Origin of the sequence: Mycolicibacterium thermoresistibile (assembly GCF_900187065.1) — a bacterium.
Classification (GTDB): Bacteria; Actinomycetota; Actinomycetes; order Mycobacteriales; family Mycobacteriaceae; genus Mycobacterium; species Mycobacterium thermoresistibile.
The window spans coordinates 411,573-431,036 of record NZ_LT906483.1 but is presented as its reverse complement, the minus strand read 5'-3'; the positions used below and the strand labels follow the sequence as shown (position 1 = coordinate 431,036).

18 protein-coding genes are annotated in these 19,464 nt (G+C 67.9%); 4 read left to right on the top strand and 14 right to left on the bottom strand.

Going from position 1 to position 19,464, the window contains the following annotated elements:
• The 8 genes from CKW28_RS01905 to CKW28_RS01870 form a co-directional block, all read right to left on the bottom strand.
• Entirely contained in the window at positions 1-1,251 is a 1,251-nt protein-coding gene (locus tag CKW28_RS01905; RefSeq protein WP_003923933.1) for an MCE family protein, read from the bottom strand.
• Positions 1,248-2,273 carry an MCE family protein gene (locus CKW28_RS01900; protein ID WP_050811878.1) on the bottom strand — a complete coding sequence of 342 codons (1,026 nt, stop codon included), beginning with the start codon at positions 2,271-2,273 and terminating at the stop codon, positions 1,248-1,250. The genes CKW28_RS01905 and CKW28_RS01900 overlap by 4 nt, the downstream gene beginning before the upstream one ends.
• A gap of 29 nt (positions 2,274-2,302) precedes the next feature.
• Positions 2,303-3,682: an MCE family protein gene (locus tag CKW28_RS01895; protein WP_110844373.1), complete on the bottom strand. Its 1,380-nt coding sequence runs from the start codon at positions 3,680-3,682 to the stop codon at positions 2,303-2,305.
• A gap of 16 nt (positions 3,683-3,698) precedes the next feature.
• The gene (locus tag CKW28_RS01890; protein ID WP_003923936.1) at positions 3,699-4,565 is read right to left on the bottom strand and encodes an ABC transporter permease; all 867 of its coding nucleotides are present in this window, start codon (positions 4,563-4,565) and stop codon (positions 3,699-3,701) included.
• A complete protein-coding gene (locus CKW28_RS01885) occupies positions 4,565-5,335 on the bottom strand; it encodes an MlaE family ABC transporter permease (RefSeq protein WP_003923937.1) in 771 nt (256 codons plus the stop codon). Before CKW28_RS01885 ends, CKW28_RS01890 begins: the two co-directional genes overlap by 1 nt.
• A gap of 112 nt (positions 5,336-5,447) precedes the next feature.
• The gene (locus tag CKW28_RS01880) at positions 5,448-5,636 is read right to left on the bottom strand and encodes a ferredoxin (RefSeq protein WP_003923938.1); all 189 of its coding nucleotides are present in this window, start codon (positions 5,634-5,636) and stop codon (positions 5,448-5,450) included.
• Positions 5,633-6,088 carry a nuclear transport factor 2 family protein gene (locus CKW28_RS01875; protein WP_003923939.1) on the bottom strand — a complete coding sequence of 152 codons (456 nt, stop codon included), beginning with the start codon at positions 6,086-6,088 and terminating at the stop codon, positions 5,633-5,635. Before CKW28_RS01875 ends, CKW28_RS01880 begins: the two co-directional genes overlap by 4 nt.
• Positions 6,085-7,320: a cytochrome P450 gene (locus tag CKW28_RS01870; protein ID WP_040546060.1), complete on the bottom strand. Its 1,236-nt coding sequence runs from the start codon at positions 7,318-7,320 to the stop codon at positions 6,085-6,087. The genes CKW28_RS01875 and CKW28_RS01870 overlap by 4 nt, the downstream gene beginning before the upstream one ends.
• Positions 7,321-7,445: 125 nt before the next feature.
• Between CKW28_RS01870 and CKW28_RS01865 the strand changes: the two genes are divergently transcribed.
• Positions 7,446-8,627 (top strand): LuxR C-terminal-related transcriptional regulator, encoded by a 1,182-nt coding sequence (locus tag CKW28_RS01865; protein ID WP_003923941.1) that lies wholly within the window; start codon positions 7,446-7,448, stop codon positions 8,625-8,627.
• A 10-nt stretch (positions 8,628-8,637) separates the two neighbouring features.
• On the opposite strand, the gene CKW28_RS01860 is transcribed toward CKW28_RS01865, so the two are convergent.
• From CKW28_RS01860 to CKW28_RS01840, 5 genes are all read right to left on the bottom strand, one after another.
• Positions 8,638-9,327 carry a TrmH family RNA methyltransferase gene (locus tag CKW28_RS01860; protein ID WP_050811877.1) on the bottom strand — a complete coding sequence of 230 codons (690 nt, stop codon included), beginning with the start codon at positions 9,325-9,327 and terminating at the stop codon, positions 8,638-8,640.
• A complete protein-coding gene (locus CKW28_RS01855) occupies positions 9,320-10,210 on the bottom strand; it encodes a hypothetical protein (protein ID WP_003923943.1) in 891 nt (296 codons plus the stop codon). The genes CKW28_RS01860 and CKW28_RS01855 overlap by 8 nt, the downstream gene beginning before the upstream one ends.
• A 19-nt stretch (positions 10,211-10,229) precedes the next feature.
• Positions 10,230-11,006 carry an SDR family NAD(P)-dependent oxidoreductase gene (locus CKW28_RS01850; RefSeq protein WP_003923944.1) on the bottom strand — a complete coding sequence of 259 codons (777 nt, stop codon included), beginning with the start codon at positions 11,004-11,006 and terminating at the stop codon, positions 10,230-10,232.
• A 67-nt stretch (positions 11,007-11,073) separates the two neighbouring features.
• Complete coding sequence (gene ttfA, locus CKW28_RS01845; protein WP_061252294.1) at positions 11,074-11,928, bottom strand: trehalose monomycolate transport factor TtfA; 855 nt, start codon at positions 11,926-11,928, stop codon at positions 11,074-11,076.
• Between the two features lie 59 nt (positions 11,929-11,987).
• Entirely contained in the window at positions 11,988-12,674 is a 687-nt protein-coding gene (locus CKW28_RS01840) for a TetR/AcrR family transcriptional regulator (RefSeq protein ID WP_003927631.1), read from the bottom strand.
• A 105-nt stretch (positions 12,675-12,779) separates the two neighbouring features.
• Between CKW28_RS01840 and CKW28_RS01835 the strand changes: the two genes are divergently transcribed.
• Together CKW28_RS01835 and CKW28_RS01830 are read left to right on the top strand one after the other, a co-directional pair.
• A complete protein-coding gene (locus CKW28_RS01835; protein ID WP_003927632.1) occupies positions 12,780-13,814 on the top strand; it encodes a Rieske 2Fe-2S domain-containing protein in 1,035 nt (344 codons plus the stop codon).
• On the top strand, positions 13,811-14,890 hold the full coding sequence (locus CKW28_RS01830; protein ID WP_003927633.1) for an NAD(P)H-dependent amine dehydrogenase family protein: 1,080 nt from the start codon (positions 13,811-13,813) through the stop codon (positions 14,888-14,890). The genes CKW28_RS01835 and CKW28_RS01830 overlap by 4 nt, the downstream gene beginning before the upstream one ends.
• An 80-nt stretch (positions 14,891-14,970) precedes the next feature.
• Here the strand turns inward: CKW28_RS01830 and clpB are convergent, their stop codons facing one another.
• Entirely contained in the window at positions 14,971-17,517 is a 2,547-nt protein-coding gene (gene clpB, locus CKW28_RS01825; protein ID WP_003927634.1) for an ATP-dependent chaperone ClpB, read from the bottom strand.
• Between the two features lie 605 nt (positions 17,518-18,122).
• Between clpB and CKW28_RS01815 the strand changes: the two genes are divergently transcribed.
• Positions 18,123-18,764: a CYTH domain-containing protein gene (locus tag CKW28_RS01815; RefSeq protein ID WP_003927636.1), complete on the top strand. Its 642-nt coding sequence runs from the start codon at positions 18,123-18,125 to the stop codon at positions 18,762-18,764.
• Positions 18,765-19,464: the final 700 nt, after the last annotated feature.

The following is a 19,464-nucleotide window of genomic DNA, read 5'->3' as shown; positions in this document are numbered from 1 at the left end:
TCACTGCCGGCCTCCTGACTCCTCAGACGCCGGTGCAGCGGGTGCGGGTGGGCCCGGGGGCGGTCCGCCCGGTTCCGGCGCCGGCGGTGGCTGGCGGTACGGGTAGTGCGGATCGCCCGGTTTGCCGGTGATCGCGTCCGGCACGGTGGTCCGCGGTTCGCCGCCCTGACCGGTCCGCGGATAGGGCACCGGCAGTGCCGGAGTGCCGGGCCGGCCGGTCTGCGGATCCGACAACTCCGAGGGCGCCAACACCGCCGGGTCCAGACCCAGATCCGAGAACGCCGCCTCGACGAACGGTTGCACGAACTGTCCGGGCAGCAGGTTGCTCAGATAGGCCTTGAAGAACGGACCCGACCCCAGCGATTCACCGAGGGCCAGCGCATACGTGTGCAGGCCTTCCAGCGCGAGTTGCACCCGCTCCTTGCGATTGTCGATGATCGTCAGCACCCCGTTGAGCTTCTCCAGCGCCGGGCGCAACTCGGTGCGGTTCTCGTCGATGAATCCCTCGAGTTGACGCGCCGCGGCCGACAGGCTGTGCCAGATCTGGTCCAGGGCGGCGCTCTGCATGCGCAGTTCGGCCAGCAGATTGTTGGACTCGCGTACCAGGGCGACCACCTGGTCGGTGCGCCTGGCGAGCACCCCGGTGGCGGCGGCGGCGTTGTCGAGCAGGTTGCGCAGGTTGGTGTCGCGTTCGCCCAGCGTCTGCGCGATCCGCCCGACACCCGCGACCGCGCGTTTCAGCTGCTCGGGGGTGTGGGCGAACGTCTCCGACAACGTGGCCAGCGATTCGGACAACTGATCGGTCTCCAGATCGCTGATCGTGCTCGCGAGATCGCCCAGAGCATCGGGTAATTGGTACGGCGAGGTCGTGCGACTCAAGGGGATCGGCGCGTCCAGCGGCTCCTCGCCGCGCGGGAGCACCTCCAACACCTTGGTGCCCAGCAGGCTCTTGGCCCGGATCCGCGCCTCGGACTTCTCGCCCAGGTGGATGTCGCGGTCGACGGTGAACGCCACCACCACCCGGGAACCGTCCAGGTCGATGCGGGCGACCCGCCCGGCCGGATACCCGGAAACCTCCACCGTCGCACCGATGTACAGTCCGCCGGCGTCGGCGAACTCCGCCACATGACTGCGGCCCTGGTTGAACACCGGGATCTTCTGGAAGTTCAGCGCCACCAGCGCCAGCGCGGTCACGGTTGCCATCCCGACCAGCCCGACGACCAACAGATTCCGCTCAGAGAACGATTTCACTTGGGAGTGCACCGTCCCGTGGGCTGGCCGGCGATCTTGACGAAGACCGGCTGACCGCCCTTGCCGTTGAGTTTCAGCACCGCTTCACACAGGTAGAAGTTGAAGAAATCACCGTGCAGCGCCTGGCGATTCAGCGCCCGGTACTTGTCGGGCAGCCGGTTGAGCAACTCGTCGAGATACTCGTGATCGGCCACCGCGATCGCCGCCACCCGATCCAACTCGTGAACGACTCTGCGGAACGGTTCGCGGGCGTCCGCCAGCAGGTCGGCGAACGACCCTGCGCCGCTGTCGATGCCGGCGATCGCCTGCGACAACTCCGAGCGGCGGACCGACAGTCCCGACACCAGCTCCGACAATGAGTCCACCGCCTGATCGAATCGCTCACTGTGCCCGCCCAGGGTGCCCAGCACCGTGGCGAGGTTGTCGATGACCTCCCCGATCAACACATCACGGTCGGCCAGGGTGTTGGTCACCGCCGCCGCCTGATCCAGGAACGAGGCAATGGTGGGCCCCTGGCCGGAGAACGCCTTGATCAGCTGACCGGTGAGCGCGTTGACCTGATCGGCGTCCAGCGCCCGAAACAACGGCCGGAAACCGCCGATCACCGCGTCCAGGTCGAGCGCCGGATCGGTCCGGTCCACCGGGATCGTGTCCCCGGGTGCGAGCCGCGCGACCCCTCCGGCACCTTCCAGCAGCGCCAGGAACCGGTTCCCGATCGGATCGTCGTATCGGATCTGCGCCCGCGAGCCTTCGGTGAGCACCACCGACTCCTCCGCGGAGAACCCCACCCGGACGGTGCCGTCCCGGTTGACGGCGATGTTCTGCACCTTTCCGACCTCGACCCCCGCGATCCGGACCATGTCCCCCTCCTTGAGCCCGGACACGTTGGCGAACTCGGCGAAATAGTTCACACCCCGGTCGAACCGCAACTCGGCGAACACCGCCAGCAACGTGAACGCACCGAACAGGCACACCACGAGGAACACGGCCAGCCGCCAGACGGCAGCTCTCAGGCTTCCCACGAACTCACCCCTATGTATGTCGTCACGTTTCACGGTGGTGTCTGGCCGTTGCTGTCCGGCTGCGCCGGACCGGGTTCCGGCCCCGCCGGCGGCACACCGGGCCACAGCGGCACCCCACCCGGTCCATACATGGGCGCTCCGTACGGCGGGGCGCCCGGATACGGCACCGGCCCGATCGCCGGCCCCGGCAGACACGTCCTGATGCTCGGCGGCTCGGGCACCGCGCGGGTCACCGGGAACCAGTTGGCGAAACACGGCGAACCGATACCCGGATTCGGCCGGATGTCCAGACCCGTCCCCCAACCGGTGTCGGTGATCAGCTTGCGAACCGGGAAGTTCTCCGCCACATCCGGCAACGAACCGCACCCCGGCCGGCCACCCGGCCCGCCCTTGGCCGCCACCACCGGCAGATGACGCGGATACTCATAGAGATCGTTGCCGGGCAGCAACCCGACATCGAAGATCAGAGACCGCCCATCGGCGCCGCCGTAGACGTCGTAGGCCCCGTTCTCCAACAACAGCTGCGCCCCCTGCAACAGACAGGTGTACGACGGGCTGTACCGGTGCAGCAGCGCAGTCGTCGGCTCCAACACACGCGCGGCGGTGACCAGGTCGTCCCTGCTCTCCTCCAGCAACCCCGAACCCGCCCGGCCGAAGCCGGTGACGCTGAGCAACAAAGCGTCCAACGCCGCCGAATGATCGACGAGGGTCTCACTGGTGACGCTCGCCGCGTCCAGGACGGTGAGAAGGTCCTCTGCCACGGCGGCATAGGTGTCGTTGAACGCCTTGAACGCACGCCAGTCCTCCCGGATCAGACCGCTGCGATCGTTGACGGCCTGCAACACCTCCGACAGCGCCGTGGTGGCCTCCCCGATCCGTTCCCCCTGCCCCCGAACGGCTTCCGCGGTGGCCGACAACACCGCGTTGAGCTTGGCCGGGTCGATCATCCCGATCAGCTCGACGACGTTCTCGAAGACCGTGTTGACCTCCGTGGCCACCCTGTCGGCATGCAGCACCGCGCCGGCGGTCAAGCGCTCCTCCGACGGGTTGTCGGGGTAGACGAGATTGACGAACTTCGCCCCGAACGCTGTGGTGGAGTCGATCTCGGCCATGACGTTCGCCGGAATCCGCGCCAGCTGCTCGGGGAACAGTTCCAACCTCACCTGCGCGGCGCCGCCGGTCGCCTCGACATGGGCGACCTTGCCGACCTCGACCCCACGCATCTTCACCTTCGCGTTGGGTTCCAGGATGATGCCCGACCGCTCCGCGCTCAGGGTCACCGGCACCGTCGCGGTGAACGCACCGCGGAAGAACGCCGACGTCACCACGATGAACACCGTCACGGCGGCCACCAGGATCACTGTCCACCACGCCGGGTGGAGGCGCCGTTCGCCAGGCCTCGGTTCCATATCGCCTTCTCGGTCTCTATCCCGCCAGAACGAAGTTGCCGGTCTGCCCGTACGCGGCCAGGGAGATGAAGATGATCACCACGGCCGCAACGATCATCGAGGTCCGCACCGCCCGGCCGACCGCCTCACCCACCCCCGCCGGCCCCCCGGACGCGGTGTAGCCGTAGAAGGTGTGCACCAGCATGATCACCACCGCGAGCGCCACCACCTGGAAGAACGACCAGATCAGATCGGTCGGGTTCAGGAAGGTGTTGAAGTAGTGGTCGTACACCCCGGAACCCTGTCCGTAGATCACCGTCGTGCCGGTGCGGGCGGACAGGAACGCCATGATCATCGCGACGCAGTACAGCGGAACCACCACGATCACCCCGGCCAGCACCCGTGTGGAGGCCAGGTAGGTGACGCTGCGGATACCGATGACCTCCAAGGCGTCGATCTCCTCGTTGATCCGCATCGCACCGATCTGGGCGGTCGCGCCGGCGCCGATGGTCGCCGACAGGGCGACCGCCGTGGTTCCCGGCACGATCAGCCGGACGTTGAAGAACGCCGACGCGAAACCGGTCAACGCCTCGAAACCCACCGACGCCAGCTGGTTGTAGCCCTGGACCGCCACCAACCCACCGGTGGTGATCGTCAGGAACCCGACGATCGCCACGGTGCCGCCGACGATCGCCAGCGCACCGGTACCCAACCCCATTCCGGCGATCAGGCGGATCAGCTCAGCGCGGTAGTGCATGAGCGCATCCGGAACCGCGACGACGGTCCGCCAGTAGAACTCCGTCTGCCTGCCGATCCGGTTCCACGCACGGACGAGACCGCCCCACACGTTCCGCAGCCGTGGGAGGGGTCTGCTCGGCCCACCGACCGTGACGACGCCGGCCATCAGACTGTGAACTGGATGCCGACGGCTGTCACGACGATGTTGATCGCGAACAGCACCATGAACGAGAACACCACGGTCTCATTCACCGCGTTACCGACCCCCGCCGGACCACCCCCGACGGAGATCCCCTTGTAGCAGGCGATCAGCCCGGCCGCCATGCCGAACAGCGTCGCCTTGACCAGCGACACGATCACATCGGCCGCCCCGGTCATCAGCGTCAACCCGGTGACGAACGCACCCGCCGAGACATGCTGTACGTACACCACGAAGAAGAACGCCCCGACCAGACCCACCAGAATCACCGTTGACGCCAGCGCCAGGGAGACGGTGGTCGCCGCCAGTACGCGCGGAACCACCAGTGCCTGAATCGGATTGATGCCCATCACACGCAATGCGTCCAATTCCTCGCGGATGGTCCGGGCGCCGAGGTCCGCGCACATCGCGGTCGCACCCGCCCCCGACACCACCAACACCGTGACGATGGGGCCGATCTGGTTGACCGTCCCGATCGCAGCACCGGTGCCCGAATAGTCGGCGGCGCCGAATTCGGCCAGCAGCACATTGAACGTGAACACCAACAACACCGAGTACGGCATCGTCAACAGCAGCGCCGGCACCACCGACACCCGCGCCACGAACCAGCTCTGGTGCACGTACTCCCGCCAGGCGAACGGCGGCCGGAACATCTGCACAAACGTGTCCAACGACATCGCGAAGAACCCGCCGACCGCCCGGACCGGTTCGGTCACCGGCTGCGGGGCTAACACCATGGCGCTTCACGCCTTTCGGCAGCGGTGGAAGGAGACGACCGACTTGCCGGGGAGAAAGCCCGGGTGGGTGCGTCGCGGCCGTACACAGCAACGCCTGCTTGGACGGGCATCCTCACAACTCCTGCAGCGCACCCGAAGGACACAGCCTGACGGCGAGCCGGACGCGGTCCTGCTGCTCCCTGGGCACCTCCTCGGATGTGATGACGACGACGCCGTGCTCGTCCTGGTCGAAGAAGCACTCGGCGGTCATCACGCACATGCCGGCGGACATACAGATGTCGCGATCGGCGGAGATCTTCATCGGCTGAACGCCTCTTGGGTCAGTGCGGAGTTCATGAAGTCGCGGAAGTACAGCCAGCGCCCGTCACGCAGCGTGATGATGTGCGCGAACTCCGATTGCCACTCGTATCCGGTTGCGAGCCTGCGGAATCGCTGTCGTCCCCACACCGCGAGGTCGTCTCCCTGCGCGATGTATCTCCACGGCTCCATCTCGACGATCTGGATGTGCTGACCGACAGTGGCGAAGAAGGAGATCGCCTCGGTGATGCCGTGGTAGTCCCCGGCGTACGGGATCGTCTCGGTGCCGTAGTAGGTGATCCGCACGTCGGGATCCATGTATTGCAGCGCGGTGTCGAGGTCACCCGCGGGCACCGCGGCGTAGATGGCTTTCGTGGCTTCGATGTTGCGGGCTTCGGTGTTGCGGGCTCCGGTGTCGTGCGCTCCGGGGCCGGCAGTGTTCTTGATGACGGTCATGACAGCTCCAGGGGTAGGCGGACATACGCGTGGGTGAGCAGACTGGCGGTCTGTTTGGTGCCGGGGTCGTCGCACAGGCCGATGTGCTGGTAGCGGTCCAGCACCGCGTTCAACATCGCGGTGACCTCCAGGCGGGCCAGCGAGGAACCCAGACAGAAGTGCAATCCGGTGCCGAAGGAGAGCTGTTTGCGCAGGTTCGGCCGATCGATGTCGAGCCGGTTCGGGTCGGGGAACACCGCGGGATCGCGGTTGGCCGAGCCGAAGAACAGCGCCACCCACTCTCCCTCCCGGATCAGCTTGCCCCCGACTTCCACATCGCGGGTGGCGATCCGGAACAGCCGTTGCGGGGGTCCGTCGAGCCGCATCGTCTCCTCGATGAAGACCGTCAGCAGCGACCGGTCCGCACGGACCCGGGCGGCGATCTCGGGTTCACGGGCCAGGGCGTGTAACAGGTTTCCGATCAGAAACGTCGTGGTCTCACTACCTGCGACCACCAGCGTGACACAGAACCGGACGATCTCCTCGGGCGTCAGCCGCTGGCCGTCGACCTCGGCGCGCAGCAACGCCGAGATGAGGTCTTCGGCGTCCTCGATGTCATCGGTGGGTGTCTGCTCCGCGATCCGGGAGCTGTGCTCGGCGAGCCGGGTGGCGAACGTCGCAACCATCTCCTCGTTGCTCGCGATGCGCTCCTGCGGCGTCAGCGATGAGCTCAGCATGAATGCGTTGGCCCACTTCTTGAATCGGACGTGGTCGCCTTCGGGCAGGCCCAACAGCCGCACCATGGCCCTGGTGGGAATCTCGGCGGCGAAATCCATCACGTCGACCTCGCCCTCACCGAGGTCGTCGAGCAGCTGCGGGATCAAGTCGTCGAGCCAGGGTTCCAGCTGCCTCACCCGGCGGGGAGAGAAGGCCTGCGAGACCAACTTTCGCTCCACCTCGTGTTTGGGTGGATCAGTGTTGACCAGCATCAGGCTGGGCGCCGAGGAGGCTTCCTGCAGCGGATCACGCGACGAGAAGGTGGCGCTGTCGCGGGCGGCCTCCAAGACCTGGTCGTAGCGGAACATCGCCCACGCCGTCACGGGTTCATCGGCTCCCGGCACGGTTCCCGGCGGCCAGTCCCGGTAGCCCGCAACCGGGGAGGATTCGCGCAACTGGTCGTACAGCGGATACGGGTTCGCGATGCCCTGTGGTGTGGTGAGCATTTCGAGCGCGGAAACAGTGGTGGATGACATGCACATCAGCCTGGCCCGGCGACCGCGGCAAATCGATCCCCCGTTGGGGAGCACTCCTGCCCCCGTACGAGGGCAATTTCGCGTTCCGCCCGCAACGAGGCCGCGGTCGGGAGACAGTAGACAGCATGACCATCGCCGGCGACGTTCCCGACTCCGGATCGGACGAGACGTTGGCGGGCCACCCCGGCTGGGCTTCACGTCCAGCTGCGGAAAGCGATGCCGCCCGCCGCTACCGGGAGACGTTCGCGGATTGGGGTGTCGACCCCACCGACGATCCGATGTCCGTGGTTTCCGAGGCCATCGACACCCGAGCCAACGAGGTTCGCAACGCGTTGGAGACGTGCGGTGACGAAGAGGCGATCGCGGCGCTGGAGTCGGTGCTCGATCTGTGTTCGCTCGAACGGGAGTTGATCGAGGACGGCGCGCAACGACGCACCTTCGCGCTCCTGCAGGTTCAGGAGGGCCTGAGCAAGTTGCGGGCGGTCGACGACGTCGCGACGATCGTCGACCGGGCGCCACGAGAGTTGGTGGAGTCGTGCGGGTTTGACCGCGCCGTGCTGTTCCGCGTGCATGAGGGCCGGATGTTCATGGAGTCCGCGTACTTCGGCGAGGACCGCGCGGGCGCCGAGAAGATGGTCGCTTTCGCCCAATCGGTGGCGCCGCCGCTGGACCACATGCTGTTGGAGACGCAGATGATCCGCCGCCACGCCCCGGCGATCGTGCGCGATGCCCGCAACGACCCCCGGGTCAACCGGCCGATCGTCGAATTCTCGATGACCCGCTCCTATGTGGCGGCTCCGGTGATGCCGACGGGCAAGGTGATCGGCTTCCTGCACGCCGACCGTCTGTACTCGGGCCGGATCGTCGACGAGATCGACCGCGACACGGTGTGGGCGTTCGCGGAGGGCTTCGGGTATGCCTACGAACGCACCGTGCTGCTGGAACGGATGCGCCGACTCCAGGCGGAGGTGCGCAACGCGCTGGCCTCCGCGGACGAGGCGGCCCGGGCGTTACAGGACGCCGACCTGGACCTGCGCAAGATCGAACCGCAGGAGCGCAGCCCCGCCGCGCGGTCGTTGGCGGAGGTGCACACCAGGGTGATGGCGATGCTCACCCGCCGCGAGATCGAGGTGCTGCGGTTGATGGCGGCCGGACGCACGAACCAGCAGATCGCCGATGAACTGGTGATCTCAGCCGGGACGGTCAAGTCACACGTCAAGAGGGTGCTGCGCAAACTCCACGCGACCAACCGGGCCGAAGCCGCGTCCGCCTACGTGCGCCTGGCCAGCGTGCCCGAGGTCGGCTGATCCACCCGGGTCACCAGGCCCGGTCCAGGTCGGCGTGCTGGCGGACCCAGGTGTGCATGGCGATTCCGGCGGCCACCGCGGCGTTGATGCTGCGGGTGGACCCGAACTGGGCGATCGACACCGTCATCGCCGCCCCGGCCTTCGCGTCCTCGGTGATACCCGGTCCCTCCTGCCCGAAGATCATCAGGCAGTGCCGGGGCAGTTCGGTGTGTTCCAGCCGCACCGCGCCCGGGATGTTGTCCACGGCGACGACGGTGAGGTCGTGTTCGGCGGCGAAGCTCAGCAACGCGGCGGTGGTGTCGTGGTGGCGCAGCCGCTGGTAGCGGTCGGTCACCATGGCGCCGCGCCGGTTCCAGCGCCGGCGGCCGACGATGTGCACGGTGTGCACCGCGAACGCGTTGGCGGTGCGCACCACCGAGCCGATGTTGGCGTCGTTGCCGAAGTTCTCGATCGCGATGTGCAGCGGGTGCCGGCGCGTGTCGATGTCGGCGATGATCGCCTCCCGGGTCCAGTACCGGTAGGCGTCGACGACGTTGCGGGTATCGCCGTCGCGCAACAGTTCCGGGTCGTAGCGGGGATCGTCGGGGACCGGGCCGAGCCGGGACTCGTCCCACGGCCCCACCCCGGGGGACTGCCCCCACTCGGTGGGGCCGGGCGCCGTCGCCGGGTCCGGGTGGTCAGGCTCCGGGTGGTCAAGCATCGGCGGTCCACAGCGCGGCGTGGGTGCCGACCAGCGACACCGAGGCGTACAACAAGGCGTCGTTGATCTCACCCTGGGTGCACAGCGACGCCTTGACCTGCACCGCGTCCCGGCTGGCATCGGGCAGCACCAGCACCGATGATCCGTACACATCGCATGCCGGACTGAGCCCGGGTGGCGGCAACGTCGGCCCGGCCAGCACCATCAGCGGGCCACCGCGTTCGGCCGAATCGTCGCGGTACCGCTGCGCCAGCCCGTCGAGCTGCAGACCGAGCAGCATGTAACCGTTGCCGGTGAACGCGTCCGGATCCCCCAACGCCTCGGGGGTGAGGATGGTGCCGTCCGCCCGGAACCCCTCGACGCTGGTGGTTCTGAGGATCAGGCCGGTGTCGTTCTCGTTGGTCGGCAGCACCCCCACCGGGAATCCCGCCCCGTAGGCGACCGCGGTCTCGGGGATCCGGTCCTGCGGCGAGTACACGTACACCCCGCGGACCTGGGACTGATCCCGCAACGGCCCCAGACACACGGTGCCGGTGATCCGGTCGGGGGTCGGCGCCGTCGCCGGGTTCACGTGCAGGCCGGCGAAGGTGCGGCAGCTGCCCAGCGCGTTCGCCTCGATCGGATGGGCCAGCGCCCCGTACAGGCCGAGCCGGATGTCCTCCGGTCTGGCGTGAGGCGCATCCTCTTCCGATGGGGCGGCGTCGATGTCGACGAGCACGTGATCGCCGTCCCAACGCAGGTTCGACACCGACATGTTCCAGCCCAGCACCGCCTGGGAGGCACCGAGTTCCGTCATCGGCGCCCCGTAGACGTGGTCGGCCGCGGGATCGCCCGGGGAGCAGCCGGCCAGCACCAGGACAGCCGTCAGCAACGCCGGCAGCATCCGCGACGGGGCCGGTCGGCTAAGTCCTGCCACGGCCCTTGCCGACAACTTTCGTCAACGCGCGCACCAGCTTTCGCGGAACCAGCCGGCCGACGGTGGTGAGCACCTTGTACTGCAGGCCGGGGACGATGACGACATCGCCCTTCCGCACCCGGGCCACCGTGGTGCGCACGACATCGTCGACGTCGAGGTAGAGGATCGACGGGGTGCCGCTCATGTCGATTCCGGCGCGCTGGTGGAACTCGGTGCGGACGAAGCCCGGGCACACCACGTGGATGCCGACCCCGGTGCCGGTCAGCCCGTTGGCGAGGCCCTCGCTGAACGCGATCACCCACGCCTTCGACGCCGAGTACGTCGACCCCCGGCCGGGCAGCAGACCGGCCACACTGGCGACGTTGATGATGGTGCCCCGGTGCGCGTCGAGCATCGGGGGCAGCGCCGCGTGGGTCAGGTGCATCACCGCGGTGACGTTGACGTCCAGTTGCGCCTGCAGCAGTGTCGGATCCGCGGTCCAGAACTCCCCGGACGTGCCGAACCCGGCGTTGTTCACCAGCACCTGCACCCCGTCCGCCAACCGGTCGGCGACCTTGGCCCGGTCCGCGGCCACCGCCAGGTCGGCGGGCAGCACCTCGACGTCGATGCCGGCGCTCTGGCGAAGTTCGGCGGCGAGCTGCTCCAGGCGCTGCACATCGCGCGCCACCAGCACCAGATCGTGTCCGTCGGCGGCGTACCGGCGGGCGAAACCCTCGCCGAGGCCGGACGTGGGTCCGGTGATGAGTGCGACAGGACGTGGCATGCCGACAGGTTAACGTGTGCCCGCCCGGCGGTTCGGACTCCGCCGCCGGATCTGCGGCGGGCCGCTGCTAGCGCTGATAGTGCGCGGAGGGACGACCGTTACGTGCGGGCGGCGGCCGCCGGCCCGGGTCCGGACGCGGGCCACCGTAGCGGCCCGGGTCGGGCCGGCCGGGAGGGGGCATGTCGCCCCGGGCCGGCACCGGCATCTCCGGGCGGTTGGGCGCCGGCGGTCCGTCCGGACGGCCGGGCGCCGGGCGCAGCGGACGGCCGGGGGCCGCGTTGCGCCGGGCGGGCTGCCCGGACTGACCCGGCTGTGGGAGGGGCGGCAGCACCCGGAGCAGATCGTTGAACTGGCGCACGGTGCGCAACCCCTCGTCCCATTGGGCGCGGGTGCTGGTCACCGGCATCGCCACCAGCGTCCAGTTCTGCTCGTTCCACATGATCTCGGCGCAGTCGGGGGCGGTGTGCGCGAACGTCACCATGCGGCGGTCACAGGCCCGGCGGGCGGCGTCGAGGTTGGTGGAGTACACCATCCGCGGGCCGATCGCGCCGAGCAGCCAGATGTCGTTCTCCCGCGGCTCCTTGATGCCCTTCAACCGCAGGTCCATCACCACGTTGGTGCCGATCTTGCGGTGCAGGGCGATCACGGTCGCGACGTCGTCGAGATCGAAGATGAACACCGCCTCGCCCCGGATCTGGCCGAGGACGACGTTCTTCGCGGCGACGTCGCCGACGCTGGACATCACGCCGCGTTTCCAGCGTTTGACGATCTCGGTGGATTCCGGCTCGTAGTCGAATCCGTGCGACTTCGCCCAGGACTTTCGGCGTCGGCTCAGACCGCGTCGCCGGTCGATGTCCACGTACAGCAGCACCGCCGCACTCACGAAGCAGAGTGCGGACAGCGTGAACCAAAGCGGGACCATTGGCCATAGCCTACTTGCTGGTACCGCGAATGCCTCCACTCTGGGAGGTCACAACCCGATTACTGGTTGCTTTTCTCGCCCGGGCCGCGGTCTTCAAGGTAGCTCACGATGGCGTTGGTCAGGCCGCGACGGGCCAACTCGAGGTCGATGTAGGTGCCGAGTTGCCGCTCGGAGGTGATACCCCGCATCGCCCCGGGGATGAACGAGGCGACCTCGGCCACCCGCTCGGGATCCACGTCGAGATCGGCGAACGCCTGCTGACAGGTCTGCAGCCAGCCCTCACCCCACGAGGACAGTTCCGCCGCGGTGCGCGGGTACAGCCGTTCCAGCTCGGCGCGGTCGCGGGGCAGCGCCGCCCGCAGATTCTCGATGGCGCGGGAGTCGCTGGCGGTCAGGCCGTCGTAGAGCATGTCGATGATGCCGGCCACCCGCTCCCGCAACGGGGCGCCGGCGTCGTGCCGGCCGATGACGCCGGCCCGCCGCTCGGCGGTGCGGCGCAGCACCGCCGCCCACAGTCCGTCGATGTCGCCGAACTGGTATTTCACCGCGCCCCAGGTGACGCCGATCTGTTTGGCGATCCGGTTGGCCGACACCGCGCCCGGGTCCCCGGTGGCCAGCGCCGCGAGCGCGGCCTCCAGCATGTTCTCCCGGGTGGCCTGGCCGCGCCGGTTCGCCCGGCGCGGAACCTCCGCAGGTCTGGCCCCGGGCGGCCCGCCAGGCGACTTCAGCACGGACACCCCCGGCATCGTAGCGGCGGGACGCCGCACTTCGCAGAAACCCTCTCACGGTTTCACAGATACCTCTACGATTCTCGCACAGGAGATCGCAGAGGTTGGGAGGGCACTGCGGCGATGGCCAAACCCCCGTTGTCGATGAAACCCACGGGATGGTTCCAGGTCGCCTGGTCCGACGAGGTCGGAATCGGCGAGGTCCGCGCGATGAAGTACTTCGGCGAGGAGATGGTGGCCTGGCGCTCGGAGAGCGGCAGGGTGACCGTGATGAACGCCTACTGTGAGCACCTCGGCGCGCACCTCGGGTTCGGCGGAGAAGTGCTCGGCGAGGTGATCCAGTGCCCGTTCCACGGCTGGCAGTGGAACGCCGAGGGCCGCAACGTGTGCATCCCCTATCAGGATCGGCCCAACCGCGGCCGCCGGATGAAGACCTATCCGGTGGTGGAGCGCAACGAGTCCATCTACATCTGGCACGACCTGCTGGGCCGGGAACCGTTCTTCGACCCGCCCGACGTGTTCGCCTCCTTCGGCGACGGCAAGACCGCCACCGACTACCACCCTCAACAGCGGCTGTATCGCCAAGCCCTGGAACTGCATCCCCAGTACGTGCTGGAGAACGGCGTCGACTTCGCCCATTTCAAGTTCGTGCACAGGACCCCGATCGTGCCGGTGTTCACCCGGCACGATTTCACCGAACCGGTGTCCTACGTGGACTTCACCATCACGTTCGAGGGGGACGAGAACCAGACCATCGACGACGTCGACAGCGGGGTCGAGGCGATCAACGGCGGGCTGGGCATCGCCGTCACCAAGAGCTGGGGCATGGTCGACAACCGCACCATCTCGGCCGTCACCCCGGTCGACGAGTCGACCTGCGATGTGCGGTTCATGGTGTACATCGGCAGGGTGCCCGGCCGCGACGACGAACGGGCCGCCGCCAAGGCCGCCGAGTTCGGCCGGGAGGTCATCCGGCAGTTCACCCAGGACATCCACATCTGGTCGCATCAGCGCTACTCCGACCCGCCGGCGCTGGCGACCGCCGAATACGAGGGCTTCACCGCGATTCGCAACTGGGCGCTGCAGTTCTACCCGGACGGAAAAGGTGGAAGCGCAGCCGAACTCGCATCCGTCGATCAGAAAGGCACCCACGTATGAGCGCACCGATCCGCATCTTCCAGGTGGCCACCGGCAACGTCGGCACCGAGATGATCAGACGGTTGCAGCACCGGCCCGACCTCGAACTCATCGGCGTGCACTGCTACACACCGGAGAAGGTCGGTCGCGACGTCGGGGAGATCGCCGGGATCGGTCCGATCGGGGTGAAGGCCACCGGCACGATCGACGAGATCATCGCCGCCGAACCGGATGTGCTGACCTTCCACGGTGTGTTCCCGGACGAGGACCTCTACGTCAAGGTGCTCGAAGCCGGCATCGACATCGTCACCACCGCCGACTGGATCACCGGCTGGCACCGCGACACCAACCATCCGCATCCGTCCGGTAAACCGGTCACCGAGCTGCTGGCCGAGGCGTGCGAGAAGGGCGGGTCGACGTTCTACGGCACCGGCATGAACCCCGGGCTGAATCAGATTCTGGGCGTGGTGTGTTCGGCGGACGTCTCCGAGATCGAGAACGTCACCACGATCGAGTCGGTCGACGTGTCCTGCCACCATTCGAAGGACACCTGGGTGGAGGTGGGCTACGGGCTGCCGGTCGACGATCCGGAGATCCCGGCGAAGCTCGAGAAGTACACCCGCGTCTTCTCCGACAGCGTGCTGATGATGGCCGACTGCTTCGGGTTGACGCTCGACGAGGTCACCTTCAGCGCCGAGCTGGGCGCCTGCACCCGCGACGTCGACCTCGGCTGGTATCAGCTGCCCAAGGGATCGCTGGGCGGCAGCTACATCAAATACCAGGGCATGGTCGACGGGGTGCCGCGCATCGAGACCCACCTGGAATGGCAGATGACCCCGCACACCGATCCGCACTGGGACATCAAGGGCTGCTACATCACTCAGATCAAGGGCGATCCGTGCGTCTACAACAAGCACATGATCTTCCCGAAACCCGGGGTGGACCTGTCGGATCCGGACTCGTTCGCCTCGATCGGCATGACCGTCACCGGGCTGCCTGCGCTGAACGCCATCCGGTCCGTCGTCGCGGCGCCCCCGGGGCTGCTCACCAGCGCCGACGTGCCGCTGCGCGGATTCGCCGGCCGGTTCACGCTGTAGGCCCCACCTGAACGAGCAGACGCGGAATCGCTCCACCCTCACGGGTTTCACGCGATTCCGCGTCTGCTCGGCCAGGGAAATCAGCCCAGGACGAGCGAGTTGCCGTCCGGAGCCACGTTGACCGGCACCACGTCGCCGTCGTGCACCTCGCCGGCCAGCAACAGCTTGGCCAGCTGGTCGCCGATCACCTTCTGGATCAGCCGACGCAACGGCCGGGCGCCGTACTGCGGGTCGAAGCCGCGCTGGGCCAACCACTGCTTGGCCGGTTCCGACACCTGCAGGGTCAGGCGGCGCTGCTCCAGCCGCTTGGCCAGCTGGGCCAGCTGGATGTCGACGATCGACACCAGCTCCTCGGGGTTGAGCCCGTCGAAGATGATGATGTCGTCGAGCCGGTTGATGAACTCCGGCTTGAAGTGCGCCCGCACCGCGGCCATCACCTGCTCCTCGCTGCCACCCGCACCCAGGTTCGACGTCAGGATGAGGATGGTGTTGCGGAAGTCGACCGTGCGGCCCTGCCCGTCGGTCAGCCGGCCGTCGTCGAGCACCTGCAGCAGGATGTCGAAGACGTCCTGGTGGGCCTTCTCGATCTCGTCGAACAGGATCACCGTGTACGGACGCCGGCGCACCGCCTCGGTCAGCTGACCGCCCTGGTCGTAGCCGACGTAGCCGGGAGGCGCACCGACCAGCCGAGCCACCGAGTGCTTCTCGCTGTACTCGCTCATGTCGATGCGGACCATCGCCCGCTCGTCGTCGAACAGGAACTCCGCCAGCGCCTTGGCCAGCTCGGTCTTACCGACGCCGGTCGGGCCGAGGAACATGAACGAGCCGGTGGGCCGGTTCGGGTCGGCCACGCCGGCGCGGCTGCGCCGGACCGCATCCGAGACGGCCTGCACCGCACGCTTCTGGCCGACGACCCGTTTGGCCAGCTCGTCCTCCATCCGCAGCAGCTTGGCCTGCTCGCCCTCGAGCATCCGCCCGGCGGGGATCCCGGTCCACGCCGACACCACCTCGGCGATGTCGTCGGGGCCGACCTCCTCCTTGAGCATGACGTTCTCCCGGGCCTCGGCGTGCGGAGTGGCGGCCTCGAGCTTCTTCTCCACCTCCGGGATCCGGCCGTAGCGCAGCTCGGCGACCCGTTCGTAATTGCCGTCCCGCTCAGCCCGTTCGGCCTCGATCTTCAACGCCTCGAGCTGTTCCTTGAGCTCGCGGACGGTCTCGATGGCCTTCTTCTCGTTCTGCCAGCGGGCGGTCAGCTCCGCCAACTTCTCCTTGTGGTCGGCCAGTTCGGCGCGCAGCTTCTCCAGCCGCTCCTTGGAGGCCTCGTCCTCCTCCTTCGACAGCGCCATCTCCTCGATCTCCAGCCGGCGCACCAGGCGTTCGACCTCGTCGATCTCGACCGGACGCGAGTCGATCTCCATCCGCAGCCGGGAGGCGGCCTCGTCGACCAGGTCGATGGCCTTGTCCGGCAGGAACCGGGCGGTGATGTAGCGGTTCGACAACGTCGCCGCGGCCACCAGTGCCGAGTCGGTGATGCGCACACCGTGGTGCACCTCGTAGCGCTCCTTGAGGCCACGCAGGATGCCGATGGTGTCCTCCACCGACGGCTCGCCCACATAGACCTGCTGGAAGCGCCGCTCCAACGCGGCGTCCTTCTCGATGTACTTGCGGTACTCGTCGAGCGTGGTCGCACCGACCAGGCGCAGCTCACCGCGGGCCAGCATCGGCTTGATCATGTTGCCGGCGTCCATCGAACCGTCGCCGGTCGCGCCGGCGCCGACGATGGTGTGCAGCTCGTCGATGAACGTGATGATCTGCCCGGCCGAGTTCTTGATCTCGTCGAGCACGGCCTTGAGCCGTTCCTCGAACTCGCCGCGGTACTTCGAGCCGGCCACCATCGAACCCAGGTCCAGGGCGATGACGGTCTTGTCGCGCAGGCTCTCCGGCACGTCGCCGGCGACGATACGCTGGGCCAGCCCCTCCACGATCGCGGTCTTACCGACACCGGGTTCACCGATCAGCACCGGGTTGTTCTTGGTGCGGCGGCTCAGCACCTGGATCACCCGGCGGATCTCGTTGTCCCGTCCGATGACCGGGTCGAGCTTGCCCTCCCGGGCGCGGGCGGTCAGGTCGGTGGAGTATTTCTCCAGCGCCTGATAGGTGCCCTCCGGATCCGGGGTGGTGACGCGCGCGCTGCCGCGCACCTTGGCGAACGCCTCGCGCAGCGCCTGCGGCGTGGCGCCGTGGCCGTTGAGGATCTTGGCGACGTCCGAGTCGCCGCTGGCGAGCCCGACCAGCAGATGCTCGGTCGAGACGTACTCATCGGCCATCTCGGTGGCGAGCTGCTGAGCGGTGGTGATCGCGTTGAGCGAATCCCGCGACAGCTGCGGTTGTGATGCGCCACCGCTGATCTTGGGCTGCTGATCGAGTACGCGCTGCACTTCGGCGCGGATGGTCGCGGGCTCGACACCGACGGCCTCCAGCAGCGGCGCGGCAATACCATCGTGTTGGGTCAGCAATGCCATCAACAGGTGGGCGGGCTGAATCTGCGGGTGTCCGGCAGCCGTCGCCGCCTGAAGCGCCGCCGTCAGCGCCGCCTGGGTTTTGGTCGTCGGGTTGAAAGAGTCCACGACACCTCCGATCGTCAAATCACATGCTTCTCGCGGAGTTCAACGTCGTCAAGGTTGAGTCTGTTCCGCTCAAGTTATAAATTTTTGCCGATTTTCTCCGCGCCTGATCAGGGTTCCGTCCGCGGGAGCCACTGCGGTTCGGCCAACACTCGCCCCAGGACTCCGCGGTAGCGGAGCTGCCCCGCCGGCCACGGGTCAGCGAACCATCCGGCCGGCGTGTTCGATGAAGTTGCGTTGCCGATGATGAGGGCCCCTTCCTGCCCAGGCGGGCACGAGAGCAAGTCCAGAATAGTCGCGTGCGCTGCCCGCCCGCCCGAAGCGGCAAACAGGAAATGGTGCCGATGACACCCTCCGGGGAGTGTCAGGGTCAGCAGAGCACGAATGGGCAGGAGCCGGTACTCGGGACTCTTCGATCTTTCGCCGAGGCCCTCGAAACCCCTCTCTCCGAGGTGGATACGGTCCGAGAGCACCACAATGTCATGTGGGATGTCATGTGGGATGTCATGTGGGATCTCCCCGAGACACCTCAGAATCACCTGCGCTGACATCGGGAAACTCGAATCGGCCGCCGCGGTTGCGCAGTGCCGACGGGCTACGGTCTAGTCATGTCGGAATGCGACATCGGTGATTTCGAGTTCGAGCGGAAGTTCTTCGTGCGCGAACTACCCGCCGTCGCCGCGTCGGATCCAGCGCCGAACCTGATCGTGCAGGCGTATCTGTTCGCGGCCGACGGCTACGCGGTGCGTATCCGGGTGCAGCAGCCCGCGCCCGGCCCGGGTGCCGGGGGCCTCGAGAATCTCGGCACCCAACGGGACGCCCTGCTGGGGCAGTCGCACGACGAGTCGATCGGCACCATGACGGTCAAGGGGCCCGCGGTCGGCGGCACCCGGTACGAGGCCGAACGCGACCTCGATCCGCTGGTGGCCGCGGAGATCGTCCGGCGCGCCGACCATGTGGTCGCCAAGGTGCGGTACTCCGTCTGGCTGGGCGAGGACGGCTGGATCATCGACCGCTTCCTCGGTGGGAACGCACCCCTGGTGCTCGCGGAGGTCGAACGGGGCGGCCCGGTGGTCGACCTCGCGATCCCCGCGTTCTGCGTGTCAGAAGTCTCCGAGGACGACCGGTTCCGCAACGAATACCTGGCCCATCACCCGTTCAGCACCTGGGCCGACACCTATCGCGACGAGCTCGACCGGCAGGGCCCGGTGTTCGTGGGTGACCTCGGGGAGAACCGCTTCGAGGACTGAGCACGCCCCCGCGGTGTCCATACCGGGCACAGCGATGCACGTCGTGCCACGTCCCGCCGCGTCCGAACCGGTGGTACCCCGCGAACGGGCCGCCCACCACGAGCCGGTCTGTTCTCGTCGGAGCGCCAGCTGCGACGCACCGCCGCCACGGGTGCGCCTGTGACGCCCCGGACCGGTTCGTGAATCCCGGCGTATCGGCGACGCGGGTAGATGCCGACGTTGGTGTGGGCGAGTTCGCGGCGCCCCCCGACAGCGTCATCGCCATGGGCGCCCCACCAGACGCCGCCACCCCGAATTGGTCTGCGCAGCTGACCGACGCGACCACCGGTCGCGAGTTCACGCCCCTCGCGGTTCCGCACCGCGCACGCCACATCGACATCCTTCGGACACGGAACCGGGCGCAGCAGCAACACCCGTCCGCCGAGCGGAAATCCGGACTCCGGCACCGCATCACCCGGTTCGGTCGCCGGTCTCGGTTCAGGAGTCCACTGCCGACCATCGACGTACCGGAGGTGGCCGGTCTGCCAAGGGTCCGGGAACCGCCCGGCGCCACGGGTTCCCGAGCTGTCGATGAGTCACCCCGCTGAACTGTCCGGCGAACCGCGCCGTCCGCCGGGGCACACCCCGCACGTGTCGAGCGTTCGCCCGCCGACGCATCCGTCTTCAGCGGCAGGGTCGTCAGCGGCAGGGTGAGCCGAGC